This is a genomic window from Halorubrum ejinorense, from assembly GCF_055389685.1.
This window is the reverse complement of sequence record NZ_AP043777.1, coordinates 488,737-514,370: the sequence shown is the minus strand read 5'-3', so window position 1 is coordinate 514,370 and position 25,634 is coordinate 488,737. Positions and strand designations below refer to the sequence as shown.

Here is a 25,634-nt window from a genome sequence, read left to right as displayed (position 1 = left end):
TCACTGCCGGTCCGATCGGGTGCCTTTTTAGGTGATACCGCCCTAGCCGAACGTATATGTTCAAGGCCATCGTGGGCGCGTCGACGTTTCAGGACGCGCTCGATTCGGTGAGCGTGTTGGTCGACGAGTGTAAGATCCGCCTGAACGAGGAGGAGCTCTCGATCCGCGCCGTCGACCCCGCCAACGTCGGCATGGTCGACCTCACGCTGGAGGCCGCGGCGTTCGAGTCCTACGAGGCCGACGGCGGCGTCATCGGCGTCAACCTCGCCCGCTTAGAGGACATCGCCGGCATGGCCAACTCGGGCGACCTGATCCACCTCGAACTCAACGAGGAGACCCGCAAGCTCCACATCGAGATCGACGGGCTGTCGTACACCCTCGCGCTCATCGACCCCGACTCGATCCGCCAGGAGCCGGACATCCCCGACCTCGACCTCGCCTCCGAGATCGTCGTCGAGGGCGCCCAGCTCGACCGCGGTATCAAGGCCGCCGACATGGTGTCCGACCACATCCGCCTCCGCGTCGACGAGGCCGAGGAGGCGTTCTTCATCGAGGCCGAGGGCGACACCGACGACGTCGACTTGGAGCTCGCCCGCGAGGACCTCATCGCGCTCACCGCCGGTCCCGCCGACTCGCTGTTCAGCCTCGATTACCTCAAGGACATGAACAAGGCGATCCCCTCCGACGCCGAGGTCACCGTCGAACTCGGCGAGGAGTTCCCCGTCAAGCTTCACTACGGCTTCGCCGAGGGACTCGGTAACGTGACCTTCATGCTCGCTCCGCGCATCCAGAGCGACTGAACCGGCCGATATCTGTTTTTTCGCAGAGCCTACGGAGACGGCGGGCGCTCCGACTCGGTAACGAGCTGCGATCGGCTCACTCGTCCACGATCGGGATCGACACCGTCACGCGCGTCCCGCGCGGCTCTCGCCCTTCGTAGGTCACGTCCGCGCCGATCGCGGCGGCGCCCCACGCGACGACCCACAGCCCCAGCCCGGAGCCGTGTTCGAGCGCGGTCTCCCGGCCGGACTCGACGGCCTCGACCTCGTGGTCCGGGATGCCGGGGCCGTCGTCCTCGACGGTGAGGACGAACCGCGCGCCGTCGCGGCGGCCGCCCGTCTCGGCCGCCGCGTCGCCCCCGTCCCGGCGGAGCGACGCCCGGACCCACGGCCCCCCGTCCTCGCGCTCGGTCCCCTCGCCGTCGTGGTGGTCGATCGCGTTCTCGACGGTGTTCTCGACGACGGCTCGAAGCGCGTCGGGTCTGACGCGCGTGGTCCAGTCGGCGGCGGCGTCGCCGAGGTCGAGTTCGACGGTCGCGTCGCCGTCGCGCTCGCGGGCGTCGGCGACGACGGCCTCGACGAAATCGCGAACGTCGGTCGGCTCGGGGTCGGTCTCGGCGAGGAGTCGGTCGACGGTACCGGCCTTCTCGCCGAGCGCGGCCAGCGCGCCGGCCCGCCGCTCGATGGCGTCCGCCATGTCGACCAGGTCGGGGTCGTCGAGCCGGTCTCGGAGGATCTCCCCGTAGCCGTGGACGAGGCCGGCGTCGTTCCGGAGGTTGTGGCGCAGGATGCGGTTGAGGACTTCGAGCTGTTGCCGGCGGCGCTCGCGCTCGGTGATGTCCGAGAGGACGACCGTGTACCCGACGTGCGTGCCGTTCGGGTCGGTCAACCGGGAGACCGACACCGCGTACGTGCGCCGTCCGGCGCCGGTCGCCGAGTCGATTTCGACCGTCTCCCTGGAGCCGCCGGGACCGGCCTCCTCGTCTGCGGTCCCATCGCCTGCGCCGTCCGCGGCATCCGCGGTCGTCGCGTCCGGATCGTCGGGGGCGTCGTCGCCGATCTGAACCGGCAGGTCGAGGAACTCGGCGAGCGGGCGGTCGCGGGCGGTCGCGGCGTCGACGCCGAGGAGGGTCTCGGCCGCGGGGTTGAGTCGGACGACGCGGCGGTCGAGCGCGAGCGCGACGATCGGGTCCGCGAGGTCGTCGAGCGCGGTGCGCTCGGCGGCGCGGCTGGTCGTCGGGTTCCGGTCGAACATCTCGGCGCGGTCGAACGCGTACGCGTCCAACAGGACGTGCGGGACGAACATGATCGGCGCGAGTTGGAGCTGCGGCACCGGGCCGAGCGCGAGCGCCCACGCGACCAAGGCGAACCCCGGCGGGATCGGGCTCAACGCGACGGCGGCGCTCTCCCGACGGTACAGCGGCCCGTAGCTGAGCAGGGTGTCGACGAGGAGGAAGACGGCGCTGGCGACGAGGACCGTCTCCGCGGCGACCACCAGATACCCCCACGGGCCGAGCGCGTACGAGACGGTCTCGACGCCGAAGACGGGGTCGCGAGCGAAGTCGGTCCAGAAGGCGCCGTGGACCGGGTTCGTGACGAGCAGCGCGGTCGAGAGGAGTCCGAAGCCGGCGATCGTCGCGAACAGGCGACTCCGGACGACGTCGCTCCGGCCCGTGTACTCCAGCGCGAAGCCGAGGAACGTCACGCCGGTCCAGACGATCCCGAGCCACGTCGCCGTCTCCAACAGGACGCGGAGGGCGGGGTCGGCCACGAGGAGTCCCGCGGCGTAGGAGAAACACCACGTCGCCTGCGCGGCGAACACCCCGAGGAACCAGTCGACGCCGGGGCGACCGCGGCGTTCCCGGATCGCCCACGCGAGCCAGACCGCGCCCGCGCCGCCCGCGAACGAGCCGAGGGCGGGCCACGCGGGAACGGCGTCGAACATGTGTCGGTCAGGAGGGCGAGCCGCGGGGTAAAAGTATCGCGCTCGCTCGCCGGAGGTCAGTCCGCGGACCGGCGGAACGCCACGGCGACCGGGACGAGGAGGAGCGCACCCGCGAGGAACGGCGACGCGACGGAGGCGGTGTAGAGGAGGGCCATGACGGGCGGGCCGACGCTCCGCCCGAGGCTCGACGCGCCCTGCGTCACGCCGAAGGCGGCGCCCTGGTCCGCGTCGTCGGCCGACCCCGAGACGAGCGTGGCGAGCGAGACGTTCACGAGGGCGTTCCCGAGCGAGAGCGCGGCGAGCGCGACGAGCAGCGCGACGAGGGGGAGCGTGAGCCACTCCGGGCCGCCGAGGGCCACGTCGCCGGCGACCCGATCGATCAGTCCGGTCGTCGGGATCGCGACGAGCGCGGCCGCGAGCACGACGGACCCCGCCGCGACGAGGGTCCGCGACGAGACGAGCCGGGAGAGCCGCCCGACGAGGACGCCCTGGTTCACCGCCCCGAGGACGCCGATGTAGGTGAGCAGGAACGCCGCGGCGGTCGCGTCGTAGCCGAACGCGTCCGCGACGTACGGGATGAACATGACCTGGACGCCGGCGAACGCGACGGCCACGACGAAGTACGCGACCGTCAGCGGGCGGAGCGACGCGGACGCGAGCGCGTCTCGAAACTGGCCGATCGCTGTCGTGCGTCGCCCCGTCTCCGCGGCGGGTCGCGTCCGCTTCGGTTCCTCCAGGAAGCGGGCGCCGAAGCCGACCGCGAGGAAGCTCATTCCGGCGGCGGCGAAGCTCGGGAGGGAGTACGCCGTCGCCGGGATGAACGCCGGGAAGAGCGCGTCCGCCCGGGCGACCACGGCGTCGGCGGCGAGCAGGCCGCCGATCGCCGGCCCGAAGACGAACCCGAGCGCGAACGACGCGCCGACGAGCCCGAGCGCCCCGGCCCGCCGGTCCCGGGGCGTGATGTCGGCGACGTACGCCTGCGCGGCGGCGATGTTCCCGCCCATCGCGCCCGCGAGCGTCCGAGAGGCGAACAGCGTCGCCAGCGCCGCGGCGGGGCCGAAGCGCGCCCCCGCCGAGCCGGCGTAGCCGAACGTCACCCACGCGACGCCGGCAGTCGCGAGCGACGCGAGCAGGACGGGCCGGCGTCCGATGCGGTCGGAGAGCCGACCGAGCGTCGGCGCCGCGAGGAACTGCGCGAGCGAGTACGACGCCGCGAGCAGCCCGATGAAGGCGTCGCTGACGCCGAACGAGCGCACGTAGAAGGGCAAGATCGGGATCACGATTCCGAAGCCGACCAGATCGATGAACACGACGCCGATCACGACCGCGAGCGCGCGCCGCGGGTTGGCGACGGCGGGGGGTCGGGAAGCGTCGTCGCCCGAGCCGGTCCGATCGTCGTCGACCGCGTCGGCGACGTCGGCCTCGGTCGACGCCGCGCCCGCCTCCGGATGTGTCACGGTGGTGAGACGCCCCGCTCGAACTTAAAAGGGCGTCCGAGGCGGCGGCGAGCGTTCCGGGCCCGCCCGGCGCCGCGCTACAGGTGTCGTTCGATGACGCGTTTGGCCGCCTGTCCCTTCTCCTTCCAGCCGTACCCCTCGTCGTACACGTGGCGCTTGCCGTCGACGAGCTCTTCGGGGGTGGACTCCTCGAAGCCGCCGCGGTCCCACGCGCCCGACTCGCGGAGCCACGCCACCACGTTCTCGCGGGTCTCGGGCCACGAGAGCCCCACCATCTCGTACCACGCCACCATCGCGAAGACCGCGTTGTCGTGACAGCCCGGGACGGAGCCGTGTTCGTACACCGTCCGCATCGGCTCGCGGGTCGGCTCGGAGACAAGCTCCTTGAACTCGGCGGCGGTGAGCAGCCGGAGGTCGTCGCCGTCCTCGACGACGCGCTGGTCGCGCCGGAGCGCCCCGAGCGCCGCCTTGTGGAGCCCGCCCCAGTCGGCCGGGACCGCGTCGCGCAGCGCCGCCTCCGAGAGGCCGTCTCGCTCGGCGGAGAGCACCGACAGCAGGTCCGTGTACGCCTTCTCGACGGTCGGCCAGCTCACGCCCTCGAACTCGCAGTCGGCGTCGTGAAGGCTGTTCGTCGTCCGACAGCCGGGACACGGGTAGCGGAACGTCGGCACGACGCGTCGGTTCGACGCGCCGGGAGTTAGGGGTTTCGCGACGACGCTCGCGAGCGTTGCGGGGGTTCCGAAACGTTTACTCACCGCCCGGTCGCGGATCAAGACGGTATGACAAAGGTCAGCGTTATCGGTGCGGCGGGGACCGTCGGAGCCGCGGCGGGCTACAACCTCGCGCTGCGCGACGTGGTCGACGAGCTCGTCTTCGTCGACATTCCGGACCAGCGCGAGACGACCATCGGGCAGGCGGCCGACGCGAACCACGGCGTCGCCTACGACTCGAACACGACCGTCCGGCAGGGCGACTACGCGGACACCGCCGGCTCGGACGTCGTCGTCATCACGGCCGGCATCCCGCGCAAGGAGGGCCAGACCCGGATCGACCTGGCCGGCGACAACGCGCCGATCATGGAGGACATCGGCGCCTCCATCGCCGAGCACAACGACGACTTCGTCACCGTCACCACCTCGAACCCGGTGGACCTGCTCAATCGCCACCTCTACGAGGCGGGCGACCGCGACCGCGGCAAGGTGGTCGGCTTCGGCGGCCGGCTCGACTCCGCGCGCTTCCGCTACGTCCTCTCCGAGCGATTCGACGCGCCCGTCAAGAACGTCGAGGCGACGATCCTCGGCGAGCACGGCGACGCGCAGGCGCCCGTCTTCTCGAAGGTGCGCGTCGACGGCCGCGACCCCGAGTTCGACGCCGACGAGAAAGAGCAGATCCTCGCGGACCTCCAGGAGTCGGCGATGGACGTGATCAGCCGGAAGGGCGCCACGCAGTGGGGGCCCGCCACCGGCGTCGCCCACACCGTCGAGGCCATCCTCAACGACACCGGCGAGGTGCTGCCCTGCTCGGTCGTCCTCGACGGCGAGTTCGGCTACGAGGACACCGCGCTCGGCGTGCCCGCGAAGCTCGGCTCGAACGGCGTCGAAGAGGTCGTCGAGTGGGACCTCGACGAGTACGAGGCCGACCTGCTCGACGAGGCCGCCGAGAAGCTCTCCGAGCAGTACGAGAAGATCGCGTAGCGAACCGATCGCCCCGATCGGTTCGGACCGCTGCGGCGACCGCTACCCACCGGACTTTTATCGCTGCCGCGCCGTCGTTGCGTCATGAACCGCGCCGAGATCGACACCGACGACCTGTTGAAGCTCGTCCTGCTGCTCGTCGTGGCGTGGCTTCTGCTGGAGATAGTAGAGGCCGTCCTCGGCCTCGCGTTCTGGCTGCTCGACGCCCTCCCGACGCTGATCGGGGTCGCGCTCGTCGTCGTGATCGCCTTACACCTCACCGATCGGATCTGAACCGGCGTCAGCGTGTTCAGCCTCAACGTTCCGCTCGCCCCCGCAGTCGAGCGTCTCGCGGCCGATCTCCACCCGAAACTGGAGGGGTTCGAGACGGTCCGCGAGCGCTACACGCTCGTCTGTAAGCGGTTCGGCGTCGCGGACGTCGGCGAGCGGGGAGAGGGGAGCGAGGACGGAGACGCCGAGCCGCCGCGGCGAGCGAACGCGCTCGACCGTCTGCGCGGGCGGCTCGGTCGCCCGCTCGGGAGAACCGCACCGTTCGAGGTCGCCGTGACCGGAGTCGACGTCTTCGACGCGCCGGCGTCCGGGTCGGCGCCAGTCGTCTATCTGACCGTCGAGAGCGAGGGCCTCCTGCGGCTTCACGGTCGGCTCTGTGACGCGTTCGGAGCCGTGGAGGGGATCGAGGGCGACGAGTACGTGCCACACGTCACGCTCGCGCGCGGCGGGAACCCCGAACCGGGAGCGGTCGCGGGGTTGGTGGACGCCGAGTTCGACCCGGTCCGGTGGCGAGTCCACGCGCTCGACGTGTGGGACCCCGAGTTCCGCGAGGTCGCGGCGACGGTCGACCTCTGAGCCGGCGTCGTCGGTCTCCTCAGCCGTCGTCGACATCGCTGCGAGCGTCGACCGCGTCGTGCTCTCCGACGGGCCCGTGCGTCGGGCAGACGCCGGCGATGGGGGTGGCGTTGAGACAGCAGGCGCGCCGTTTCCCGGCGACGAGACCGCGGCTGAGGGGCTCGCCGCACCGCGCGCAGTAGGGTTCGGCTTCCTCGCCGGCGTCCGCCATCTCAGCGCTCGCGGAGCCGCATCGGTACCGGGTGGTCCGGATGCATCGTCAGCGAGCCGCGCAGGGAGAGGTCGGGCCCCTCGTAGTCGAGGTCGAACCGCGAGCAGACCGTCGCGAGGATTATCTTCGCCTCCAGCAGGGAGAACGCCTTCCCGATGCAGTGGCGCGGGCCGCCGCCGAACGGAAAGTAGGCGAACCGGGGGCGCTGGCTCCGACGCTCGGGCGTCCAGCGACCGGGGTCGAACGTATCCGGGTCGTCGTACCACCGCTCGGAGCGGTGGACGACCCACTGCGAGATCATCAGCGCGGACCCCTCCGGGATCCGGTACCCCCCCAGTTTCACGTCGAGCTTCGGCTCGCGGAACAGCGTGTAGACGGGCGGGTAGAGCCGCATCGACTCGTTGAGCACGCGCTCGGTGTAGTCCATGTCGCGGACGCCGGCCGCGGTCAGGGGGCCGTTGCTCACGGCCGCGCCGGCCTCGTCTGCGACCCGCTCCCGGGCCGCCGGGTGGTCAGAGAGGAGGTAGAAGGCGTAGGTGAGCGCCAAGGCGGTGGTGTCGTGGCCGGCCAGAAGCATCGTGACCAGCTCGTCCCGGAGGTTCGCGTCGGTCTGCTCGCCGCGGTCGCGGGCGCGGAGCAGGACGGAGAGGAGGTCCATCGGGAGGTCGCCGTCGGGGTCGCCGGGCGGGCCGCGCACCGCGGCCCCGTCCGGACCGGCGGGGTCGACGCTCGGGTCGCGCTCCGTGCCGCGGCGGCGGTCGACGATGCCGTCGATCACCGATTCGAGCGTCTCGATCGCCCGATCGAACTCCCGGTTCTCGCGCGTCGGCATCCAGTTCGGGATCAGGTAGCGGCGGGGGTCGGGCTCGAACCGGGCGCCGAGCGGTTCGAGGTTCTCCTGGACCGTCTTGACCTCCTCGTCGCTGATGTCGGCGCCGAACATCGCCGTGACGATGATCTTCACGGTGAGCCGCGCCAGCTCTAACTGGAGGTCGACGACGTCGCCGTCCTCCCACTCGGCGACGTGCGATTCGGCGTGGTCGGCCATCACGCCGGCGAGCGCGCCGATCCGGCGGTTGTGGAAGGCGGGGTTGGCCAGTTTTCGCTGGCGCTGCCACGTCTCCCCCTCGCTCAGGAGGAGGCCGTCGCCGAGCAGCGTGTCCATGGCGTCGTCGCCGAACTGGGGCTTCCGGTAGCGCTCGGCGTCGGAGACGAGCGCGCGCTCGACGTCGGCGGGGTTCGTCAGCAGGTACGTCTCGCGGGGACCGAGGTTGAGGCGCACCACGTCCCCGTAGCTGTCGGCGCAGGCGCGCAGGAATCCGAACGGGTCGTCAGCGAACTGGCGACCGTTCCCGAAGAGGGGGTCGCCGAGCGGTCCGGGCGGCGTAACGGACATGCTGTTTCTGGGGGTTGAGCGGGGTTAAACGTTCGGCGGGAGGAAGAAAATCGATCGAACGAGGCGGGCGACGGGCGGGCGTCGAGACGGGAACGGTCGAGGGAACGTGAGCGTTAGGACGCGGGACTACCGGGCGTCTAACCGCTCGACGCGGGCGATCAGCTCGTCGACGGCCGCCTCCTGGTCGTCGGTGGCGTCGACGATGCGCTCGGTCGCGTCCTCGGTGCGGTCGGAGCGCTCGCGGACCGCCTCCAGCGACGAGGTGAGCTCCTCGACGGTCGCGGCCTGGTCGTCGGTGGTCCGCGCGACCTCGGCGACGCCCGCGGCCGCCTCGTCGACGGCGTCGGCGATCTCCTCGAGCGAGTCGAGGACCGTCTCGATCTCGGTGCCGGCGTCCTCGATGCGGTCGTGCGAGCGCTCGACGGCGGTGGTGGTCTCCGCGGACTGCGCCTGCAGCTTGTCGAGGCTCTCCGTGATCTCCTCGGTGTAGCCGCGGGTCTCGTCGGCGAGCTTCTTCACCTCCTCCGCGACGACCGCGAAGCCGTCGCCGCCCTCGCCGGCGCGGGCGGCCTCGATGTTGGCGTTCAGGGCGAGGAGGTTCGTCTGCTCGGCCACTTCGGAGATGACCTCGATGACCTCCTCGATGTCGTCCATGCGGTCGGAGAGCGCGCCGACGCTCTCGACGAGTTCGTCGCCGATCTCGACGACGTCTTCGGTCGCCTCGCGGGCGTCCTCGCTGGCGTCGAGCCCCTCGTCGGCCGCGTCGGCGGCCGCGACCGCGGCGGTGTCGACCTGGTCTGCGGTCGCGGCGACCTCCTCCATCCCCGCGGAGAAGGACTGCATCTCCGAGACGCTCTCCTCTAAGAGCTCGTTCTGCTCGTCGACGTTCTCGGCGATGTCGGCGGCCGCGGCGCTCGCCTCCTCGACGGTGCCGTCGAGGTCGCGCGCCTTCTCGTGGACGCCCGAGGAGAGCTGGTCGAGGTTCTCGGCCATCTGGTTGACGACGCCGACGACCCGGAGCAGGTCGTCGCCGAGGACCTCCTCACACTCGTCGTGACAGACCGCGCGAGCGTCGAGGTTCCCCTCGCCGATCGCCTCTGCAGTCTCGCGGATCTCGGAGACGAGTCGGGCCGTCGCGTCGCGCTCGTTGACGTTCTCGGTGCGGTCGATGACGACCTCGCTGACGCCGACGATCTCGCCGCCGTCGCCGTACATTGGCGTCGCGGTGAACTCGATGTGCTTCTCGTCGCCGTGGCGGTCGACCATCGTGCTCGTGTCGCGGTAGCGGGTCGTCGCGGCGTCGCAGCGCTCGACGCCGTACACCTCGTCCGCGGTCTCCGGCGCGTCGAGCACTTTGTCGGCGAGCGTGTCGGCCCGTCGGCCGTCGGGGTAGAACAGCTCGGAGACGTGGCCGTGGCCGATGGCGTCCTCCCGCTCGGCCCCGGTAAGCGAGACGATGGACTCGTTCCACTCGGCGACGTTGCCGTCGGCGTCGAGGATGAAGGTCGGGACGCTCGTCGCGTTGAACACCTGCTGGAAGCCCGCACCCGCCAGCGTCTCGGCGCGGTCGACGCCCTGCTCGTCGGCTATCTCGTACGTTTCGTTGTCTCCCTCGGCGGTGCCGCTCTCAGTCGGTCCCGCGCCGTCCGACGGCCCGTCGACGACGACTCCCCCGTCGGGGACCGACCGGGAGTCGCTCCCCCGCCCGAACACGTTCCGCAGGCGCTCGCGAAGTCCCGTCATGTCTACGTCACCGTCTCCCAACCGCCATCATAAACCGCACGTCCCGGAACTCACGTTTGATAACTCGAGTGAAACGGCGAAGAGGGGAGACCGCCCCGCCCCGCAGCGTTCAATGGCGTCGGGCGGCTACGGCGATCCGAGACCGATGGACGCCGAAGCGGTGCGAGAGCGGGCCCGCGACCTCCCGACCGAGCCGGGGGTCTACCAGTTCCGCGCGGGCGAGACGACGCTGTACGTCGGGAAGGCCCTCGACCTCCGCGACCGGGTGCGGTCGTACGCCGACCCGCGCTCGGGCCGGATCCGGGGCATGGTCGAGCGCGCCGACCGCGTCGAGTTCGCGGTCACCGACACGGAGACGCAGGCGCTCCTGCTCGAGGCGAACCTGATCAAGCGGCTCCGGCCGCGGTACAACGTCCGGCTGAAAGACGACAAGTCCTACCCGCTCGTCGCCTTCTCCGACCACGCGGTGCCGCGGATCGAGGTGACCCGCGACCCCGAGGAGGGCGCCGTCGCGTACGGCCCGTTCACCGACGTGGGCCGCGTCGAGACGGTGGTGAAGGCGATCCGCGACGAGTACCGCCTGCGGGGCTGTTCGGACCACAAGTACGAGGGCCGCGAGCGCCCCTGTCTCGACTACGAGATGGGGATCTGCTCGGCCCCCTGTACCGGCGAGATCGACGCCGAGAGCTACGCCGAGGACGTGGCGGCCGCGCGCCGCTTCTTCGACGGCGAGACGGGGGTCCTCGCCGACCCCCTACGCCGGCGGATGGAGGCCGCCGCCGAGGCGAACGAGTTCGAGCGCGCCGCGAACCTCCGCGACCGGCTCGAGGCCGTCGAGGCGTTCCACGGCGAGGGCGGCGAGGCCGTGAGCGACCGGAGCGACGACCGCACCGTCGACGTGCTCGCGGCCGCGGTCGAGGGCGACACCGCCCGCGTGGCCCGGCTCCACAGCGAGCGCGGCCAGCTGGTCGACCGCAGCCGCCACCGGCTGGACGCGGCGGCGGTGGAGGACGAGCGCGGGGCCGGCGGGGAGACCGACGGCGCGAGCGACGACACGAGCGACGGGTCGGCGGCCAACACCCCGGCCGCCGTCCTCGCGGCGTTCCTCGCGCAGTACTACGCGGAGCGCGAGTTCCCCGACGCGGTCCTCTTGGCGGAGCGCCCGTCCGACTCGGACGTGGTCGACTGGCTGGAGGGCGAAGGGGTCGCCGTGCGGGTCCCGGGGGCCGGCCGCGAGGCGAAACTCGTCGAACTCGCGCTGAAGAACGCCCGGAAGCGCGGCGGCCGCGACGACCCCGTGGGCGCGCTCGGCGACCGACTCGGCGTCTCGCCGCCCGCCCGGATCGAGGGGTTCGACGTGAGCCACGCGCAGGGGACCGCCGTGGTCGGTTCCGACGTCTGTTTCGTCGACGGGAGCGCCGAGACCGCGGACTACCGCCGGAAGAAGCTCACCGAGCGCAACGACGACTACGCCAACATGCGCGAGCTGATCCGCTGGCGCGCGGAGCGCGCCGTGGAGGGCCGAGACGACCGACCCGACCCGGACCTGCTGCTCATCGACGGCGGCGACGGACAGCTGGGTGCCGCGCGCGACGCCCTCGCGGAGACGGGCTGGGACGTGCCCGTCGTCGCGCTCGCGAAGGCGGAGGAGCTGGTGGTGACCCCCTCCGGCACCCGCCGCTGGGACGACGACGCCCCCGAGCTCCACCTGCTCCAGCGCGTCCGTGACGAGGCCCACCGCTTCGCGGTGTCGTACCACCAGACCGTCCGCGACGAGGTGGCGACGGTCCTCGACGACGTGCCCGGCGTCGGCCCCGAGACCCGCCGCCGGCTCCTCCGGCGGTTCGGGTCGGTCGAGAACGTCCGCGAGGCCTCCCGAGACGACCTCACCGACGTGGACGGCGTGGGCGACGCGACCGCCGACACGCTCCGAGAGCGGTTGTAACCGCGGTCTTCTCCTCTGGCGGCGACCGCCGTCACTCCGACTCGACGGCGCGCTCGACGACCGCCGCCTCGGCCTTCCGGAGCAGCTCGCCGGCCGTGCTCGTCGCGCAGTCGAGCCCGGCCGCGACGTCCGCGACGGTCCCCTCGCGGGGCACCTCGTAGTACCCCACCGAGACCGCCGTCTCCAGCGCCGCGCGCTGTCGGTCGGTCAGCCGCGACGGCGTCCGCCGGCGCTCGAACTCGTGGACCCGCTCGATGGTGAGGTCCGCGAGGGCCGCGAGGTCGTCGTGGAACGCGCTGAGCGCCGCGGTCGCGCCCGCCGCCTCGAACCGCACGTCGCCCGACTCGCGGAAGACGACCGGCGGGAGGAAGATCACCCGCGACGCCGCGACGGTGTCGAGGAGGGCCGCCGGGAACTCGTAGTCGTCCTGTCGGAGGAAGGCGTAGGTCCCGCCCGCGTCGCGCACGAGGCTGCTCGCGACCAGCGAGTCGATCGCCCCGACGGCGGCGGTCGTCGCGTCGCGGTCGCCGTCGAACCAGAGCAGCGTCGTCGCGTCCGCCGTCGGACTCCACATCAGCAGCTCCGCGCGCGAGATCGGCGACTCGCCGACGATGGCTCGGTGGAGGGGGTGGCGGAGCCGCTCCGGGTAGTCGGCCGAGAACCTGATCCGTTTCATTCGGCGGTCGCTCGCCGTTCGACCGTTCCACACATCAATCCGCATGGTTCGGCGCGGGTTCAGGACGGGGTCGGGACGTGGGGCGGTTCGGAGCGGTCAGCGGGGACGTGGGGAGGGCCGGAGCGGTCAGCGGGGACGTGGGGAGGGCCGGAGCGGTCAGCGGGGACGCGCCAGCGCCTCGGGGGCGGCCCGGAGGAGCGTCCCGAGGTGGTCCGCGCCGTCGAGGGTGCGGAGGTCGGCGCTCGGGAGCGCCTCGGCCAGTCGTTCCGCCCCGGCTATCGGGACGTTGGCGTCGGCGGTCCCGTGCCACAGGCGCACCGGGGTGTCGACCGCGTCGAGGTCGATCCCCCAGTCGGCTCCCGCGTCGCGGAACTCGGTGACCGCGCCGGTCCGGTGGCGCTCGAACGCCGCGAGGAAGTCCGCTTTCACCGTCGCCGCGGCGTCGTCGGGGACGGCGTCCGCGTCCGCGGCGTACTGGCCGACCACGAACGACGGGTCCGCCCGGTCCGCGACCCACGCCTGTCCGCGGAACAGCGCACCGAGGACCGAGGGCGTCGCGGCCGCGAGTCCGGTCAGCAACCGCTGTACCGCGGGCGTGTCGTCGGTGAACGCGGGCGGCGTCGCCCCGGCGACGAGGTCGACGCCGGTGACCCGCGCTCGAAGCGTCGCCGCCGTCGAGAGGGCGTAGGGAGCCCCGCCGGAGAACGCGACGAGGGGCGCACTCTCGACGCCCGCGTCGTTCAGGACGGGCCGCACGGACGCGGCGGCGTCGGCGACGGTCCGGTCCGGGTGCGGCGAGGACCGACCGTAGCCGGGCCTGTCGGGCGCGATGACCCGGACGTCGTTCGCTTGCGCCGCCGGTTCGAGGAGCGCCCCCAGTCGGCGGGACCCGGGCGTCCCGTGGAAGAAGACGACCGGATCGCCGGCGGGAGGGCCGTACGTCGCGTACGCGATCCGGCGGCCGTCGTCCGGGCGGACGACGCTCGGTGCTTGAGCCCCCGGAGTCCGACGCTCTGGAGTCCGACGCTCCGGGGTCGATTGCGGCCGCGCGGAGTCGGTGGTGCCCATCGATGTCGACTACGACCGCGCCCGTGGTGGGGTTAATGCCGGACTGATGCGGGAGTATTTACGTGCGACTCGTTGGCTCGGCCACCCCAAGCCGTATCCGTCGCTCGGCCGATCCCTCGACCGAGATGCGCGCGTTCTTCGCCGTCGACCTGCCGGAGTCCCTCGCGGCCGGCGTCGCGGCGGCACAGACCCCGTTCGCGGACGCCTCCGGCGTGAGTCCGGTCGATCCCGAGCAGGCGCACGTGACGCTGAAGTTCCTCGGCGAGGTCGGCGCCGGAGGCGGCGACCGAGGCCGAGATCGCGAGGGAGACGGGGACCGAAGTCGAGACCGGGACGGAGACGAGGGCGCCCCCGCCCTCGACGACGTGATCGCCGCCGGCGAGCGGGCGGTCGACCGCGCGGGCGTCGCGCCGTTCGACTGCGCGGTCGGCGGCCTCGGCGTCTTCCCGAACCGCGACTACGTGTCCGTCGTCTGGGCGGGGATCGAGCGCGGCGGCGACGACCTCGCCGCGCTCCACCGCGCCCTCGAGGCGGAGACGACCGCGCTCGGTGTCGACCCCGCCGACCACGCGTTCACCCCCCACGTCACGCTGGCGCGCGTCGAGAGCGCGACCGGGGCCGAGGCGGTCCGAGACGCACTCGACGCGGGCGACTCCGAGGTAGGTGCGTTCTCAGTCGGCGAGATCCGACTGGTGGCGTCGACGCTGACCGCGTCGGGGCCCGAGTACGACGCAGTCCGGGAGTTCCGGCTGGAGTAGTGCGGTTCGCGGAGCTCGGCTCGGCCCGCACCGCGGGGAGGTTCTCATCGGTGATAGCCGCGGGCGTACGTTTAACCTACCGGATCGGTGAGAGGTACGCGAAATGGACGACGGGGCGCGACCGGAGGGAGACGCGAGGTCCGGGTCGGGCGGCGACGCGGACCGAGGCAGCCGCGGCGACGGCGGTCGAACCCCGGCGTTGACTCGTCTCGGTCGGCGGTTCGAGGCCGAGACGCGGCGCGAGGCCGCCGAGGCGCTGGGCAACCCCTCCGGATCGATGAGCGCCGACGAAGGCCGGATCGTCGAGGCGCTGTTCGAGACCGCCCTCGACGACCCGGACGAGTCGGTGCGCGCGGCGGCGATCGAGTCGCTGTACTTCCACGGAGACGCCCACGTCGACCGGCTGGCGGCGCGCGTCGCCGACCGCCGCGAATCGGGTGAGGCTGCGAGTCACGTGTCGAAGGCCGACTCCGGCGTCGCCGAGACGTTCGTCCGGTGGCTGGAGAGCGACCGCGCCGCCTACCGGATGGTCGGCGCGACCGGGCTGGCCGCCGTCGGCGCCGAGTCGGCGACGTCCCGGCTCCGCGAGGCGTTCGACGACGACGACGCTCGCGTCCGCGCCCGGGCCGTCGAGGGATACGCCCGGTCCGGCGGCGAGGCGGTCGAGGCGGTGCGACCGCTGGTGAACGCGCCGAACGGCCTCGTGCGCGGCGCCGCGGTGGACGCGCTCGTCGCGATGGACAGCGACGACGCGACCGAACTGCTCGCGCTCGCGGCGCGGCGTGGCAACGAGCGGCTTCGACTCACCGTCGTCCGCCGCCTCGGTCGGCTGGACCGGCGGGACGCCGCCGGGGTGCTCCTCGGGTCGTTAGCGGATCCCTCGGAGGCGGTGCGGCGGGCCGCCGCGGCGTCGGTCGCCGCGGTGATCGCCGAGGCGGGCGCGGTCCCCGCCGGCGACGTGCGCGACCGACTCCTCACCGAGCGGCCGTTTGAGACCGACGGGGTGCTCGCGGTGTTCCGCGCCGTCGCGGCCGAGCGGACCGCGGCCGCGCGAGGCGGAACCGAGCGCGGCGACGCGGATCGGTCCGAGGCCCGCGTCGACGCCGAGACGCGGCGGTACGCGGCGTGGCTGTACTGCGAACTCCTCGAAGCGGCGGACCCGACCGCGGCCGACCGTTCGGCGGCGATCGAGTGGCTGATAGAATCGCTCGACCACCGCGACCGGCTGGTGGCGGACCTCGCGGCCGCGTACCTGCCGCGGATCGTCGCGGCCGCCGGGGCCGAGGCGGAAGGCGCCGACGCGGATCCGCCGGAGTCGCCGCTCGGCGTCGACGTCGAGCGGTCCCTCCGGGAGCTTGCGGGCGACGAGGCGACCTCCGACGCCGCTCGGGAGCGCGCCAGAGCGGTGTTGCGGCGGCTCAAGCGCGCGGTCGTCGAGACGGCCGCGGACCGCCACGTGGAGTACGTCTACGTCCGCTGGCCCGCGGACTACACGGAGAGTCGAGAGGAGTGAGACGGAGAGCCGTTCACGAGCGGGAGCCGCTCACGGGCGGAAAGTCGATCGCGGGCGGGGAGTCGCTCACGGACGGCGGACGAACCGGTCGTCGTCGACGGCGACCGTCAGGTCGATCGTCTCGTCGAAGAAGTTGAGGACCGTGGCGACGTTCCGGTCCGCGTCGGCGTCGACGTACAGCTGTAACACGCCGCCCGTGTCGGCGAGGCGCGCGGCGAGCATTCGGACGAACGAGACCGCGCGCTCGACGTCGAAGGCGGCGACGATCTGGTGGAAGACGCTCACCTCCAGCGACACGCGCTCGCCGGGCCGGTGGTTGGCGTCGAGGATGCGCGAGACGGTCTCGCCGACCTCGTCGGGCGAGAGGCGCGGGTCGAGTTCGACCATCTCGATGCCGACGCCCTCGAAGTCGACGTCCGGCGTCGCCTCGAAGTCGTACTCGCCGGTGCTGACGATCACCGTCCGCCGGGGCCACGCGTCGAGGCGCTCGTCGAGCGCGCGGACCAGCCGCTCCGGAGACGGCGTCACGGCGATGACGAGGCCGGCCGCGCCGTGGAAGTGCGCCCGGAGCGCGTCTGCCTCGTCGTCGACCGGCGACGCGTCGACGCGGACGACGCCGTCCCAACTCACCCGGTCGGCCACGTGGACCCCGTCGGCGACGCGGTCGGTCACGTGACCGTGGAGGTGATCCTTGAACTCGGCGACCGCGCCGTCCGTGTCGTAAGCGGTCTTGGCGGTGGCGCAGTACGGGCAGTCCCAACTGACGCGGAAGTCGGACCGAGAGAGCGCGTCCGAGTGGTGAGCGAGCAGGTGCGACCCCGTCACCTCGCGCATCCCGGACCGGTCCCGCGTCCACGCGACGAACCCACACCGGTCACACGCCCAACGGCCAACCATGATCGAGAACGTGTCTCGACGGTTCCGTCGGAGACACATGTATGTTGTGTTATGTGTGATCGGCGGCCCGTTCGGCTTCCCGGACGACCCGATCCGTGCGTCTCACGCCGGGGTGAGTCCGGGGAAGTCCGGAAACCCGAATCGAGTCCGGGGAACCCGCGTCAAGCCGACGCGAACCCGTTCTCGTCGGCGTGTTCGACCCGGACGCGGGTGACGCGGGTCGCGGTCGCCCCGGTGACCGTGAACGTGACCTCGCCGACCGCGACGCGGTCTCCCTCGGCGGGGAGTCGCCCGAGTTGGCGGGTGACGAGTCCCGCGACGGTGTTCGCGCCCGTGTCGGCGGGCAGCGAGAGGCCGAGCGTCTCGTTGAGGTGCGTCACCGTCGTCCAGCCGCGCACGACGGCGGTGTCCGGCGCGACGACGTCGACGGCGTCCGTCTCCCACCGGCCGACCAGCTCGCCGACGACCTCCTCGAAGAGGTCCTCCAGCGTCGCGACGCCGACGACCGAGCCGTGCTCGTCGACGACGACGACCATCCGCGTCTCGCTCGCGCGCATCTCCGCGAACAGCTCGTCGAGCGGCTTCGTCTCGGGGACGAACACCGGCTCGCGGAGCGCGCTCGCGAGGTCGGCGCCCGTCTCGTCGGCGCGGATCGCGTCGCGGACGTCGACGACGCCTATCACGTCGTCGCGGTTCTCGCCGTAGACGGGCATCCGCGTGACGCCCTCCTCGGCGGCCGTCGAGAGCGCGTCTGCCGGAGTCGCCGTGTTCGGCAGCGCGACCACGTCGGTCCGGGGGACCATCACCGAGACGACCGTCGTCGCTTCGAGGTCGAGGACGCCCCGGATCATCGCGCCCTCGTCGGCGTCGAGCGCGCCGGCGAGCTCGCCGGTGCGCACGAGCGTCGCTATCTCCTCGCGCGTGAGATACGACTCGATGTCCGACTCGCCCCCGGTGAAGCGGTTGACGACGCCCGAGAGCGCCTCGAAGACGAACAGGATCGGACGGAGGACCCGCTGGACGACGACGACGATCCGCGAGACGCGGAGCGCGTGTTTCTCCGCGTTGGCGACGGCGTACGACTTCGGCGCGATCTCGCCGAAGACGATGACGAACACCGAGGTGACGAGCGTCGACCCGGTCGCCGCCTCGCCGCCCGAGAAGCCGAAGCGGACGAACACCGCGGTCGCGACGGACGCGGCGGCGATGTTGGCGACGTTGTTGCTCACCAGGGCCGTGACGAGGAAGCGGTGCGAGTCGTCGCGCAGCGCCGACAGCGCCCTCGCGCCCGGAACGTCGGTCGCGACGAGCGAGTCGATCCGGTGCGTGGGGACGGAGAACACCGCGAGTTCCGAACTGGAGAAGAAGGCGCTCACGGCGGTCAACGCGAGGATGGCGCCGACACCGACGAACGCGATAGTGAAGTCCATATACGGATATGCGACCCCGTATAAAAGGCAGTACCGGCGGTGAGTGTGTACACGAACGCGGACGTTCCAGTCGAAACAGAGGGGTTAGGTATCCACGAACGCGGATTCGTTCGGCCGGCAAAACGGCGCGATGAGGAAAGCGTTAACCCCGCGCCGCGGGTGCCTACGAGCATGAAGGTACTCGTGACCGACCCCATCGCGGACGCGGGGTTGGACCGACTCCGAGACGCCGGCCACGAGGTCGTAGCGGACTACGAGGCCGAGGGCGACGCCCTGCTCGACGCCGTCAGTGACGCCAACGCGCTCATCGTCCGGTCCGGAACCGAGGTCACTGAGGCCGTCTTCGAGGCTGCCGACGACCTCGTCATCGTCGGCCGCGCCGGCATCGGCGTGGACAACATCGACATCGAGGCCGCCACCGACCACGGCGTCATCGTCGCGAACGCGCCCGAGGGGAACGTCCGCGCCGCCGCCGAGCACACCGTCGCGATGACGTTCGCGGTCGCGCGGTCGATCCCGCAGGCGCACGGACGCCTCGTCGACGGCGAGTGGGCGAAAGGCGAGTTCCTCGGCACCGAAGTGAACAACAAGACGCTCACCATCGTCGGCCTCGGCCGCGTCGGCCAGGAGGTCGCCAAGCGGCTCGACTCGCTCGGGATGGACCTGGTCGTCTACGACCCGTACATCTCCGAGGAGCGCGCCGACCGGATGGGCGCGGAGCTGGTCGAGGACCTCCACGAGGCGCTCGCGGCCGGCGACTTCGCGACGATCCACACGCCGCTGCTCCCCGAGACCGAGGGGATGATCGGCGAGGACGAACTGGCCCAGCTCGAGGGCGGTTACCTGATCAACTGCGCCCGCGGCGGCATCGTCGACGAGGAGGCGCTCGCCGCGGCGGTCGAGGACGGCGTCCTCGCGGGCGCCGCGCTCGACTCGTTCGCCGAGGAGCCGCTCCCGAAGGACTCCCCGCTGCTCGACGTCGAGGAGATCGTCTTGACCCCGCACCTCGGCGCCTCGACGGAGGCGGCACAGGAGAACGTCGCGGTCGACACCGCGAACGCGGTGCTCGCCGCGTTCGACGACGAGCCCGTGTTGACGGCGCTCAACGCGCCCTCCGTCGACGAGACCGCCTTCCCCCGGATCAAGCCGTACATCGCCGTCGCGGAGACCGCCGGGAAGGTGGCCGCACAGCTGCTCGACGGCCGGATCACCGAGGTCGAAGCGACCTACGAGGGCGACATCGCCGAGGAGGACGTCGAGCTCGTCACCGCGAGCGCCCTGAAGGGCGTCTTCGAACCGCTGGAGTGGCAGGTGAACGCGGTGAACGCGCCGCGGCTCGCCGAGGAGCGCGGCATCGACGTGACCGAGTCGAAGACCCGCCAGACGGAGGACTTCCAGAGCCTCGTGCGCGTCACCGTCCACAACGGCGACGATTCGATCGCCGTCGAGGGCACCCTGTTCGCCGGCGAGGACCCCCGAATCGTCCGGATCGACGGGTTCCGGGTCGACGCGGTCCCGTACGGCCACATGCTGGTCGCGCGCAACACGGACGAGCCGGGCGTCATCGGTCTCATCGGCACCGTCCTCGGCGACCACGATGTCAACATCGCCGGGATGTACAACGCCCGCGAGACTCAGGGCGGGGAGGCGCTCACCGTCTACAACCTCGACCACGACGTCCCCGACGCTGCCATCGAAGCGCTGCTCGAGGACGGTCGGATTGTCGAGGTCACCGAGATCACGCTGGACGACGCGGACGAGCGGCCGGCGGAGTAACGGTTCGGCGGAGTCATTTTAAACAGCCGGCAGGTCGGTTCCCGAAGCGAGCGACTCGCCCGCGAGACGTCTCACTCGTGGAGGTGATCGAGCACCGCGTCGACGTCGTTCGGGACCGGTTCGGGCTCGCCGCCGGCCTCGTAGGCCGCCTCGGGGTCTTTGAGCAGGTGACCGGTCGTCAGGCAGACGACCTGTTCGTCGTCGTCGACGACCCCGGAGCGCCGGAGCTTCTTGAGCCCGGCGAGGCTCGCGGCGGAGGCGGGCTCGACGCCGACGCCCTCGCTGGCGAGGTGACGCTGCGCGGCGGTGATCTCGTTGTCGCTCACCGCGACGGCGGTGCCGCCGGTGTTCCGGATGCCCGGCAGCGCCTTCGGCGCGTTGACGGGGTTGCCGATGCGGATCGCGGTCGCGCGCGTCTCGACGTGCTCCCACCGCCGGATCTCGTCGTTGCCCTCCTCGACCGCCTCGACCATCGGCGCGGCGCCCTCGGCCTGGACGCCCGTCAGCTTGGGGACCTCGTCGACGTCGAGCGCGCCCGACTGGACGAGCTCGCGGAAGCCCTTGTACAGCGCCGAGGTGTTACCCGCGTTGCCGACCGGCAGGACGATCCGGTCCGGGAAGGCGCCGTAGTCGGCGTAGAACTCCTCTAAGATCTCGAAGCCGATCGTCTTCTGGCCCTCCAGACGGAACGGGTTCAGGGAGTTGAGCAGGTACGCCTCGCCGCGGGCGGCCAGCTCCTGGACGATGTCGAGACAGGCGTCGAAGTTGCCGTCGACCTCCAGGATGCGGGCGCCGTGGAGGCTCGCCTGCGCGACCTTGCCGGCGGCCACTTTGCCCTGCGGGAGCAAGACGAGCGTCTGCATGTCGCCGCGGCCGCCGTAGGCGGCGAGCGCGGCCGAGGTGTTCCCGGTGGACGCACAGGCGAGCGCGCCGACGCCGAGCTCCTTCGCGACGCGGACGCCGACGGTCATCCCGCGGTCCTTGAACGAACCGGTGGGGTTCATCCCCTCGTGTTTGATCCGGAGCGCGTCGACGCCCACCGCCTCCTCGATGCGGGGGACGCGGTGGAGCGGGGTGTCGCCCTCGGGGAGCGTGACGCCCAGGTCGAAGGGGAGCGCCTCGCGGTAGCGCCAGACGCCGCGGTCGGGGCCGTCGGAGGGGGCGCCCGCGCCGAACTCGGCGAACGTCGGGGGGTCGTTGTAGCGCACTTCGAGCAGGCCGTCGCACTCGTCGCAGGTGTACCGGACCGCCTCGAAGGGCGCGAACGTCTCGTCGCATTCGATACACGCGAGCCACGTCCCGTCGGCGGCGCAGTCGGGCGCCGCCGGGGCCGGGGCGTCGATAGCGAGATCCATTACGTGACGGTCCGTCCCGGCAGGGCTTAAGACGGGCGGTCGGAACGGACGTTGCCGCCCGAATCGAACGTGTTCGGCCGTTCCGTCCTCAGTCGACGATGATCTCGGAGCTGTCGTTGCCGTCGTCGGTGCCGGAGCCGAGCCGGTCTTGATAGCGCTGAATCCAGTCGGCGAAACAGTCGGGACAGAGCCGCTGGGTGTCGATGTTCGCCCGGTCGACGCTCAGTCGGACGGTGCGCGCGAGCGCGTCCGTCGTCGCCTCGCCGCAGGCGTCGCAGGGCGCAGTCGTCGGCGCGTCGCTCATATCGTGTCGGTCGCGGCCGCGGCTCTTAAATGTACGTCGGCGGCCGCGGTATCCTCGAATCGGGGGCGCGGGGAACGACGCGGGGCTTAGACCGTCCGGAACGCGCGGTCGCCGGCGTCGCCGAGTCCGGGAACGATGAACCCGTCGTCGTCGAGGCGGTCGTCGATGGCGACCGTCAGGAGGTCGGCCTCCGGGACCGCCTCGCTCACGCGGAGGAGACCGGCGGGCGCGGAGACGGCCGAGAGGACGAACAGGTCCTCGAAGTCGTCGGCCTCGTCGAGGACGTGGTCGAGGACGGCCGCCATCGTCGACCCGGTCGCGAGCATCGGATCGGCGACGATCACGGTGTCGGCGGATCGGATCTCGGGGAGCTTCACGTAGTCGATAGTGATCGGGAACTCCCCGTCCTCGTTCATCCCGGCCGCCTCGTCGCGGCCGGCGGAGATGACGCCCTGTTTCGCCCGGGGGAACGCCTTCAGGAGTCCCTCGACGAACGGGGTCGCGGCCCGGAGGACGTTGATTATCACCACGTCGTCGAGCCCCTTGACGCGCTCGCCGGTCGTCTCCGCTAAGGGGGTCTCGACCGGGACGTACTCGGTCTCCATCGCGCCGTCGATGATCTCGTAGCCGCAGATGCGGCCGAGCTTCACGAGCCCCTTCCGGAACGCGACCTGCTCGGTCTCGACGTCGCGCAGCCGCGAGAGGGTGTCCGTCGCCAGCGCGTGCGTGATGAGGTACGCGTCGTCGCGGTCTTCGATCGTCATTGTCCGGAATCGGGCCCGGAAACGTCTTAAAACGTGGCGAAGCGCGCGTCGCTCCCGCGGAACCGGTACGTCGCTCACCGCAGAACGAGTACGTACGTCAGCGCGAAGATGAGCAGCGCGAGCGTCGCGACGCTGCGCAGCGCGAACTCGGCGCTGCCGACGAAGTCGAGCCCCCAGACGACGATCCAAGCGAACCACGTCGAGAGGACGGCGTTCATCGCGAGCAACACCCGCGGGTCCCCGGAGGACCGCTCGACGGCGTCGCCGATCCCACGGCTCTCACTGCGTTCGCCGCTCTCGTCGCTCATACGCCTATCCGCGAGAGAGCGGCACTTATCTCTTGTCCGTGCGGCTCGTAGCGGGACGCATGGTCGACGTGCCGCGCGCCCGCAACCGCCACGGCGAGCGGGTCGACGCCGTTCCCTTCCTCGTGACGACGGGGCTGGCGTTCACGCTCGTCTTCTCGTTCGGCCCGATATACGGGCTCGCGTACGGGCTGTCGCTGGCCGCGTCGCTCGGTCTCTCCGCGGTCGGGTTCGCCGGTGCGGCGGTGCTCGCGTACCACCAACTCGTCCGGCTGGCGCCGTTCGAGGACGCCGGACCGCTGCCGGCCGGGCCGCGATTCGAGCGGCTGCTGTACGTCGGTCTCGGGCTCGGCGCGCTCTTCGTCGGGCTCACGGTGCCGCTGCTTTGAGTCCGCGGAGGGGGAGCGGACCGGAATTCGACTGTGCGAATGAATCGCACGACACCGTGAGACTAAGGCGATCGATGGTGATAATTCTGGTATGGGAATCTTCGACACCGTGACCAGCGTGCTGGAGGGCTCGACCCAGCGCGCGCCCGGAACCGCGGGCGACGACGGCTCGGAGGGGGCGTACTGGTGTGACGACTGCGGCGTCCGCGTCCGCGACGTGGCGGTCGACGAGGAGGGGTTCGACCGCGACGCGGACGGCGTCCCGGTGTGTTCCGACTGCGGCGAGTCGATGCGCTTCGAGCGCGCGACCGGCAGCGGCTGCGCCTGCTGAGCCGTTTAGGGCTCGCGGAGCGCGGCCTCGGCGCCCTGCTCGTCCGGGAACGGCGCGGGGTCGACGGCGGCCGGGTCGTCGCCGATCCCGGCGTCGCCGAACTCCGATAGCTCCGCGTCGGAGAGGAGGGCGTCGTCGAGCCGCGCGACGAGCGAGTCCGCGTCGACGTCGGTCCCGATGACGACGAACTCGGTCAGCCGGTCGCCGCGCTCGTCGTCCCAGTCGAGGTTCGGCCGGTTCGATCGGAGCATGTCGCGCTCGACCGACGGGAGGCTCGCGATCCACGGGCCCGGCGCGGTGACGCGGACCGATCGCCCCGCCTGTCCGACCTGCTGGCGCTGCTCGGTGCCCGCGACCCAGAGCGTTCCCTTCGACCGGACCACGCCCTCGGGCAGATCGCGGAGGACGGCGGCGATCCGGTCGGGGTGGAACGGCCGTCGCCGGCGGTAGGTGAAGGAGGTGACCCCGTACACCTCGTCCGGGTGGCGGTGGTCGTGGTCGTCGTGGTCGTGGTCAGCGTGACCGTCGCGGGCCGTTTCGTGGTCGTCGTCCCCGTCTCCTTCGTCATCGGTCAGCGCGCGCTTCCAGCCGGGAAGGTCGCCGAGTTCGCGCTCGTCGAACAGCCCGACGTCGAGGAGGCGGTCGGGGTCGACCGCGGAGAACTCCGCGACGATCGTCTCCGCGCCGGGCTGAAGCGCCCCGACGAGGTCGATCGCCTCGTCGATCTCGGCGTCGGTACACAGGTCCGCCTTGTTACAGACGACGAGGTTCGACACCTCGATCTGCTCGACGAGGAGGTCCGAGAGCGGGCGCTCGCCGTCGCCGTCGGCGTCGCCCGCGGCCGGGTCGACCCGGCGTTCGGGGGCGTCGTCGCCGCCGAAGGCGTCGAGGAACTGCCGCGTGTCGACGACGGTCACCAGCGCGTCGACGCGGTACCGGGCCGCGGCGCGCGACTCGGTGGTGAACAGGCGCGCGACCGGCGCCGGCTCGGAGATCCCCGAGGACTCGACGACCAGCGCGTCGAACGAGCGGTCGTCGGCGAGCCGGACCACCGCGGACTCCAGGTCGTCTTGGAGTTCACAGCAGATACAGCCGTTCGACAGCTCCGTGACGCCATCCACGTCGACTTCGGACTCCTCGGCGATCAGCTCCGCGTCGACGTTGACGTCCCCCATGTCGTTGACGAGGACCGCTATCTCCCGGTCGCCGGCGTTCCGTAGCAGGTGGTTCAACAGCGTCGTCTTGCCGGCGCCGAGCCCCCCCGAGAGCACGGTCACCGGAATGCGGTCGTCCATACGGTCGGATCGGACAGGACCCCCTTCAACTCCCCGGCGACGGCAGCGGCGCGCCGGTCGCCCGTCGCACGGTCGCTCCGAGCCGATACGTTGATACCCCGCGGTCGTCGAACTCGCGGCATGGTTGCATCCGTCTCCACCGTGGGCCTGGTCAGCGTGGCGATGACGGTGCTGATGGTCGCCGCGATGCTGTACCTCGTCTGGGAAACCCGTGACAGCGACATCCACTCGCCGAGTCCGGGCAACGACGAACAGCCGGAGCTCGGCGACACCGACGAGGCCGCGGCAGACGACGAGACGCAGGGAGAGCTGCCCGACGGCAGCTCCGCCTGACGCCGAGATCGGCGGCGACCGTAACGACCGACCGGACCGGGCGGGGCCGCAGTGAACGACGAGCCGAGTTCGTCGCCCGCGACAGGTTTTAACGCGGGGGAAATGTCATCAGGAATGATGACAGTAGCAGACCGTATCGAGCGGTACCGGGCCGTCCTCGAGGAGTGGGTCCGGGGGCTGTACCACGGGATGATCACGCACCCGGCCTACGAGAAGATCGAGAAGGAGGCCGAAGACACCGAAGACGAGTTCATGCTGGCGTGTTTCCCGGACGCCTTCGGCATCCCGTCGCCGGTCTCGTACTACACCGCCGAACTGCTCCCGTACCTCGAAGACGAGTTCGAGGCGTGGGAGCGTCGGCTGTGGGACCGCGAGACCCTCCTCGAACGGAAGGGCCAGCAGTACCACTTCTGATGAGCGACCG

27 protein-coding genes are annotated in these 25,634 nt (G+C 71.5%); 12 read left to right on the top strand and 15 right to left on the bottom strand.

Annotated features, from left to right (window positions below):
• Nucleotides 1–56: 56 nt before the first annotated feature.
• Nucleotides 57–800: a DNA polymerase sliding clamp gene (locus ACZ5KW_RS03620; RefSeq protein ID WP_343778499.1), complete on the top strand. Its 744-nt coding sequence runs from the start codon at nucleotides 57–59 to the stop codon at nucleotides 798–800.
• Nucleotides 801–876: 76 nt separating this feature from the next.
• Here ACZ5KW_RS03620 and ACZ5KW_RS03615 read toward each other — a convergent pair whose 3' ends face one another.
• The 3 genes from ACZ5KW_RS03615 to ACZ5KW_RS03605 all read right to left on the bottom strand — a co-directional run bounded on the left by ACZ5KW_RS03615 (nucleotide 877) and on the right by ACZ5KW_RS03605 (nucleotide 4,852).
• Entirely contained in the window at nucleotides 877–2,724 is a 1,848-nt protein-coding gene (locus tag ACZ5KW_RS03615) for a histidine kinase N-terminal 7TM domain-containing protein (RefSeq protein WP_343778501.1), read from the bottom strand.
• Between the two features lie 56 nt (nucleotides 2,725–2,780).
• On the bottom strand, nucleotides 2,781–4,181 hold the full coding sequence (locus ACZ5KW_RS03610; protein WP_343778503.1) for an MFS transporter: 1,401 nt from the start codon (nucleotides 4,179–4,181) through the stop codon (nucleotides 2,781–2,783).
• A 77-nt stretch (nucleotides 4,182–4,258) separates the two neighbouring features.
• Entirely contained in the window at nucleotides 4,259–4,852 is a 594-nt protein-coding gene (locus tag ACZ5KW_RS03605; RefSeq protein WP_343778628.1) for a DUF7474 family protein, read from the bottom strand.
• Between the two features lie 108 nt (nucleotides 4,853–4,960).
• On the opposite strand from ACZ5KW_RS03605, the gene mdh reads away from it, so the two are divergent.
• From mdh to ACZ5KW_RS03590, 3 genes are all read left to right on the top strand, one after another.
• Complete coding sequence (gene mdh, locus ACZ5KW_RS03600) at nucleotides 4,961–5,875, top strand: malate dehydrogenase (protein ID WP_343778505.1); 915 nt, start codon at nucleotides 4,961–4,963, stop codon at nucleotides 5,873–5,875.
• An 84-nt stretch (nucleotides 5,876–5,959) separates the two neighbouring features.
• The gene (locus tag ACZ5KW_RS03595; RefSeq protein WP_343778507.1) at nucleotides 5,960–6,148 is read left to right on the top strand and encodes a DUF7554 family protein; all 189 of its coding nucleotides are present in this window, start codon (nucleotides 5,960–5,962) and stop codon (nucleotides 6,146–6,148) included.
• Nucleotides 6,149–6,160: 12 nt separating this feature from the next.
• Nucleotides 6,161–6,721, top strand: coding sequence for a 2'-5' RNA ligase family protein (locus ACZ5KW_RS03590; protein ID WP_343778509.1), 561 nt, complete (start codon nucleotides 6,161–6,163; stop codon nucleotides 6,719–6,721).
• A 19-nt stretch (nucleotides 6,722–6,740) separates the two neighbouring features.
• Here ACZ5KW_RS03590 and ACZ5KW_RS03585 read toward each other — a convergent pair whose 3' ends face one another.
• The 3 genes from ACZ5KW_RS03585 to ACZ5KW_RS03575 all read right to left on the bottom strand — a co-directional run bounded on the left by ACZ5KW_RS03585 (nucleotide 6,741) and on the right by ACZ5KW_RS03575 (nucleotide 10,071).
• Complete coding sequence (locus ACZ5KW_RS03585; protein WP_343778511.1) at nucleotides 6,741–6,932, bottom strand: hypothetical protein; 192 nt, start codon at nucleotides 6,930–6,932, stop codon at nucleotides 6,741–6,743.
• Between the two features lies 1 nt (nucleotide 6,933).
• The gene (locus tag ACZ5KW_RS03580) at nucleotides 6,934–8,328 is read right to left on the bottom strand and encodes a cytochrome P450 (RefSeq protein ID WP_343778512.1); all 1,395 of its coding nucleotides are present in this window, start codon (nucleotides 8,326–8,328) and stop codon (nucleotides 6,934–6,936) included.
• Between the two features lie 126 nt (nucleotides 8,329–8,454).
• Nucleotides 8,455–10,071 carry a methyl-accepting chemotaxis protein gene (locus ACZ5KW_RS03575; protein ID WP_343778514.1) on the bottom strand — a complete coding sequence of 539 codons (1,617 nt, stop codon included), beginning with the start codon at nucleotides 10,069–10,071 and terminating at the stop codon, nucleotides 8,455–8,457.
• Between the two features lie 145 nt (nucleotides 10,072–10,216).
• Between ACZ5KW_RS03575 and ACZ5KW_RS03570 the strand changes: the two genes are divergently transcribed.
• A complete protein-coding gene (locus tag ACZ5KW_RS03570; protein WP_343778515.1) occupies nucleotides 10,217–12,016 on the top strand; it encodes an excinuclease ABC subunit C in 1,800 nt (599 codons plus the stop codon).
• A 31-nt stretch (nucleotides 12,017–12,047) separates the two neighbouring features.
• On the opposite strand, the gene ACZ5KW_RS03565 is transcribed toward ACZ5KW_RS03570, so the two are convergent.
• Complete coding sequence (locus ACZ5KW_RS03565; protein WP_343778517.1) at nucleotides 12,048–12,692, bottom strand: helix-turn-helix domain-containing protein; 645 nt, start codon at nucleotides 12,690–12,692, stop codon at nucleotides 12,048–12,050.
• A 156-nt stretch (nucleotides 12,693–12,848) separates the two neighbouring features.
• Nucleotides 12,849–13,760 (bottom strand): alpha/beta fold hydrolase, encoded by a 912-nt coding sequence (locus ACZ5KW_RS03560; RefSeq protein ID WP_343778518.1) that lies wholly within the window; start codon nucleotides 13,758–13,760, stop codon nucleotides 12,849–12,851.
• A gap of 125 nt (nucleotides 13,761–13,885) precedes the next feature.
• On the opposite strand from ACZ5KW_RS03560, the gene thpR reads away from it, so the two are divergent.
• Nucleotides 13,886–14,518 carry an RNA 2',3'-cyclic phosphodiesterase gene (gene thpR, locus ACZ5KW_RS03555; protein ID WP_343778520.1) on the top strand — a complete coding sequence of 211 codons (633 nt, stop codon included), beginning with the start codon at nucleotides 13,886–13,888 and terminating at the stop codon, nucleotides 14,516–14,518.
• Between the two features lie 103 nt (nucleotides 14,519–14,621).
• Nucleotides 14,622–16,031: a HEAT repeat domain-containing protein gene (locus ACZ5KW_RS03550; protein ID WP_343778522.1), complete on the top strand. Its 1,410-nt coding sequence runs from the start codon at nucleotides 14,622–14,624 to the stop codon at nucleotides 16,029–16,031.
• Between the two features lie 66 nt (nucleotides 16,032–16,097).
• Here the strand turns inward: ACZ5KW_RS03550 and ACZ5KW_RS03545 are convergent, their stop codons facing one another.
• On the bottom strand, nucleotides 16,098–16,928 hold the full coding sequence (locus ACZ5KW_RS03545; RefSeq protein ID WP_343778524.1) for a DUF7504 family protein: 831 nt from the start codon (nucleotides 16,926–16,928) through the stop codon (nucleotides 16,098–16,100).
• Between the two features lie 161 nt (nucleotides 16,929–17,089).
• On the bottom strand, nucleotides 17,090–18,358 hold the full coding sequence (locus tag ACZ5KW_RS03540; RefSeq protein WP_343778526.1) for a hemolysin family protein: 1,269 nt from the start codon (nucleotides 18,356–18,358) through the stop codon (nucleotides 17,090–17,092).
• 171 nt (nucleotides 18,359–18,529) lie between these two features.
• On the opposite strand from ACZ5KW_RS03540, the gene serA reads away from it, so the two are divergent.
• Nucleotides 18,530–20,134 (top strand): phosphoglycerate dehydrogenase, encoded by a 1,605-nt coding sequence (serA, locus tag ACZ5KW_RS03535; protein ID WP_343778528.1) that lies wholly within the window; start codon nucleotides 18,530–18,532, stop codon nucleotides 20,132–20,134.
• Nucleotides 20,135–20,205: 71 nt separating this feature from the next.
• On the opposite strand, the gene thrC is transcribed toward serA, so the two are convergent.
• The 4 genes from thrC to ACZ5KW_RS03515 form a co-directional block, all read right to left on the bottom strand.
• The gene (thrC, locus tag ACZ5KW_RS03530) at nucleotides 20,206–21,489 is read right to left on the bottom strand and encodes a threonine synthase (RefSeq protein WP_343778530.1); all 1,284 of its coding nucleotides are present in this window, start codon (nucleotides 21,487–21,489) and stop codon (nucleotides 20,206–20,208) included.
• A gap of 88 nt (nucleotides 21,490–21,577) precedes the next feature.
• The gene (locus ACZ5KW_RS03525) at nucleotides 21,578–21,793 is read right to left on the bottom strand and encodes a DUF7569 family protein (RefSeq protein ID WP_343778532.1); all 216 of its coding nucleotides are present in this window, start codon (nucleotides 21,791–21,793) and stop codon (nucleotides 21,578–21,580) included.
• An 86-nt stretch (nucleotides 21,794–21,879) separates the two neighbouring features.
• On the bottom strand, nucleotides 21,880–22,557 hold the full coding sequence (upp, locus tag ACZ5KW_RS03520) for a uracil phosphoribosyltransferase (protein WP_343778534.1): 678 nt from the start codon (nucleotides 22,555–22,557) through the stop codon (nucleotides 21,880–21,882).
• Between the two features lie 74 nt (nucleotides 22,558–22,631).
• Nucleotides 22,632–22,865 (bottom strand): hypothetical protein, encoded by a 234-nt coding sequence (locus ACZ5KW_RS03515; RefSeq protein WP_343778536.1) that lies wholly within the window; start codon nucleotides 22,863–22,865, stop codon nucleotides 22,632–22,634.
• 59 nt (nucleotides 22,866–22,924) lie between these two features.
• Between ACZ5KW_RS03515 and ACZ5KW_RS03510 the strand changes: the two genes are divergently transcribed.
• A complete protein-coding gene (locus ACZ5KW_RS03510; protein WP_343778538.1) occupies nucleotides 22,925–23,251 on the top strand; it encodes a hypothetical protein in 327 nt (108 codons plus the stop codon).
• Between the two features lie 91 nt (nucleotides 23,252–23,342).
• On the top strand, nucleotides 23,343–23,582 hold the full coding sequence (locus tag ACZ5KW_RS03505; protein WP_343778540.1) for a hypothetical protein: 240 nt from the start codon (nucleotides 23,343–23,345) through the stop codon (nucleotides 23,580–23,582).
• Nucleotides 23,583–23,587: 5 nt separating this feature from the next.
• On the opposite strand, the gene ACZ5KW_RS03500 is transcribed toward ACZ5KW_RS03505, so the two are convergent.
• Nucleotides 23,588–24,877, bottom strand: a complete 1,290-nt coding sequence (locus ACZ5KW_RS03500; RefSeq protein ID WP_343778542.1) for a CobW family GTP-binding protein — start codon at nucleotides 24,875–24,877, stop codon at nucleotides 23,588–23,590.
• A gap of 120 nt (nucleotides 24,878–24,997) precedes the next feature.
• Between ACZ5KW_RS03500 and ACZ5KW_RS03495 the strand changes: the two genes are divergently transcribed.
• Entirely contained in the window at nucleotides 24,998–25,210 is a 213-nt protein-coding gene (locus ACZ5KW_RS03495; RefSeq protein WP_343778544.1) for a hypothetical protein, read from the top strand.
• A 117-nt stretch (nucleotides 25,211–25,327) separates the two neighbouring features.
• Entirely contained in the window at nucleotides 25,328–25,624 is a 297-nt protein-coding gene (locus ACZ5KW_RS03490; RefSeq protein ID WP_343778546.1) for a DUF7990 family protein, read from the top strand.
• Nucleotides 25,625–25,634: the final 10 nt, after the last annotated feature.

Excerpts from the sequence above, each read along its gene's own strand:
- ACZ5KW_RS03620 (WP_343778499.1), top strand. The coding sequence starts at position 57 with ATGTTCAAGGCCATCGTGGGCGCGTCGACGTTTCAGGACGCGCTCGAT.
- ACZ5KW_RS03500 (WP_343778542.1), bottom strand. The coding sequence starts at position 24,877 with ATGGACGACCGCATTCCGGTGACCGTGCTCTCGGGGGGGCTCGGCGCC.
- serA (WP_343778528.1), top strand. The coding sequence starts at position 18,530 with ATGAAGGTACTCGTGACCGACCCCATCGCGGACGCGGGGTTGGACCGA.
- ACZ5KW_RS03550 (WP_343778522.1), top strand. The coding sequence starts at position 14,622 with ATGGACGACGGGGCGCGACCGGAGGGAGACGCGAGGTCCGGGTCGGGC.
- thpR (WP_343778520.1), top strand. The coding sequence starts at position 13,886 with ATGCGCGCGTTCTTCGCCGTCGACCTGCCGGAGTCCCTCGCGGCCGGC.
- ACZ5KW_RS03595 (WP_343778507.1), top strand. The coding sequence starts at position 5,960 with ATGAACCGCGCCGAGATCGACACCGACGACCTGTTGAAGCTCGTCCTG.
- ACZ5KW_RS03490 (WP_343778546.1), top strand. The coding sequence starts at position 25,328 with ATGACAGTAGCAGACCGTATCGAGCGGTACCGGGCCGTCCTCGAGGAG.
- ACZ5KW_RS03505 (WP_343778540.1), top strand. The coding sequence starts at position 23,343 with ATGGGAATCTTCGACACCGTGACCAGCGTGCTGGAGGGCTCGACCCAG.
- ACZ5KW_RS03570 (WP_343778515.1), top strand. The coding sequence starts at position 10,217 with ATGGACGCCGAAGCGGTGCGAGAGCGGGCCCGCGACCTCCCGACCGAG.
- ACZ5KW_RS03575 (WP_343778514.1), bottom strand. The coding sequence starts at position 10,071 with ATGACGGGACTTCGCGAGCGCCTGCGGAACGTGTTCGGGCGGGGGAGC.
- ACZ5KW_RS03540 (WP_343778526.1), bottom strand. The coding sequence starts at position 18,358 with ATGGACTTCACTATCGCGTTCGTCGGTGTCGGCGCCATCCTCGCGTTG.
- ACZ5KW_RS03545 (WP_343778524.1), bottom strand. The coding sequence starts at position 16,928 with ATGGTTGGCCGTTGGGCGTGTGACCGGTGTGGGTTCGTCGCGTGGACG.
- ACZ5KW_RS03525 (WP_343778532.1), bottom strand. The coding sequence starts at position 21,793 with ATGAGCGACGCGCCGACGACTGCGCCCTGCGACGCCTGCGGCGAGGCG.
- ACZ5KW_RS03585 (WP_343778511.1), bottom strand. The coding sequence starts at position 6,932 with ATGGCGGACGCCGGCGAGGAAGCCGAACCCTACTGCGCGCGGTGCGGC.
- ACZ5KW_RS03510 (WP_343778538.1), top strand. The coding sequence starts at position 22,925 with ATGGTCGACGTGCCGCGCGCCCGCAACCGCCACGGCGAGCGGGTCGAC.
- ACZ5KW_RS03515 (WP_343778536.1), bottom strand. The coding sequence starts at position 22,865 with ATGAGCGACGAGAGCGGCGAACGCAGTGAGAGCCGTGGGATCGGCGAC.
- ACZ5KW_RS03560 (WP_343778518.1), bottom strand. The coding sequence starts at position 13,760 with ATGGGCACCACCGACTCCGCGCGGCCGCAATCGACCCCGGAGCGTCGG.
- thrC (WP_343778530.1), bottom strand. The coding sequence starts at position 21,489 with ATGGATCTCGCTATCGACGCCCCGGCCCCGGCGGCGCCCGACTGCGCC.
- ACZ5KW_RS03565 (WP_343778517.1), bottom strand. The coding sequence starts at position 12,692 with ATGAAACGGATCAGGTTCTCGGCCGACTACCCGGAGCGGCTCCGCCAC.
- ACZ5KW_RS03580 (WP_343778512.1), bottom strand. The coding sequence starts at position 8,328 with ATGTCCGTTACGCCGCCCGGACCGCTCGGCGACCCCCTCTTCGGGAAC.
- upp (WP_343778534.1), bottom strand. The coding sequence starts at position 22,557 with ATGACGATCGAAGACCGCGACGACGCGTACCTCATCACGCACGCGCTG.
- mdh (WP_343778505.1), top strand. The coding sequence starts at position 4,961 with ATGACAAAGGTCAGCGTTATCGGTGCGGCGGGGACCGTCGGAGCCGCG.
- ACZ5KW_RS03495 (WP_343778544.1), top strand. The coding sequence starts at position 24,998 with ATGGTTGCATCCGTCTCCACCGTGGGCCTGGTCAGCGTGGCGATGACG.
- ACZ5KW_RS03615 (WP_343778501.1), bottom strand. The coding sequence starts at position 2,724 with ATGTTCGACGCCGTTCCCGCGTGGCCCGCCCTCGGCTCGTTCGCGGGC.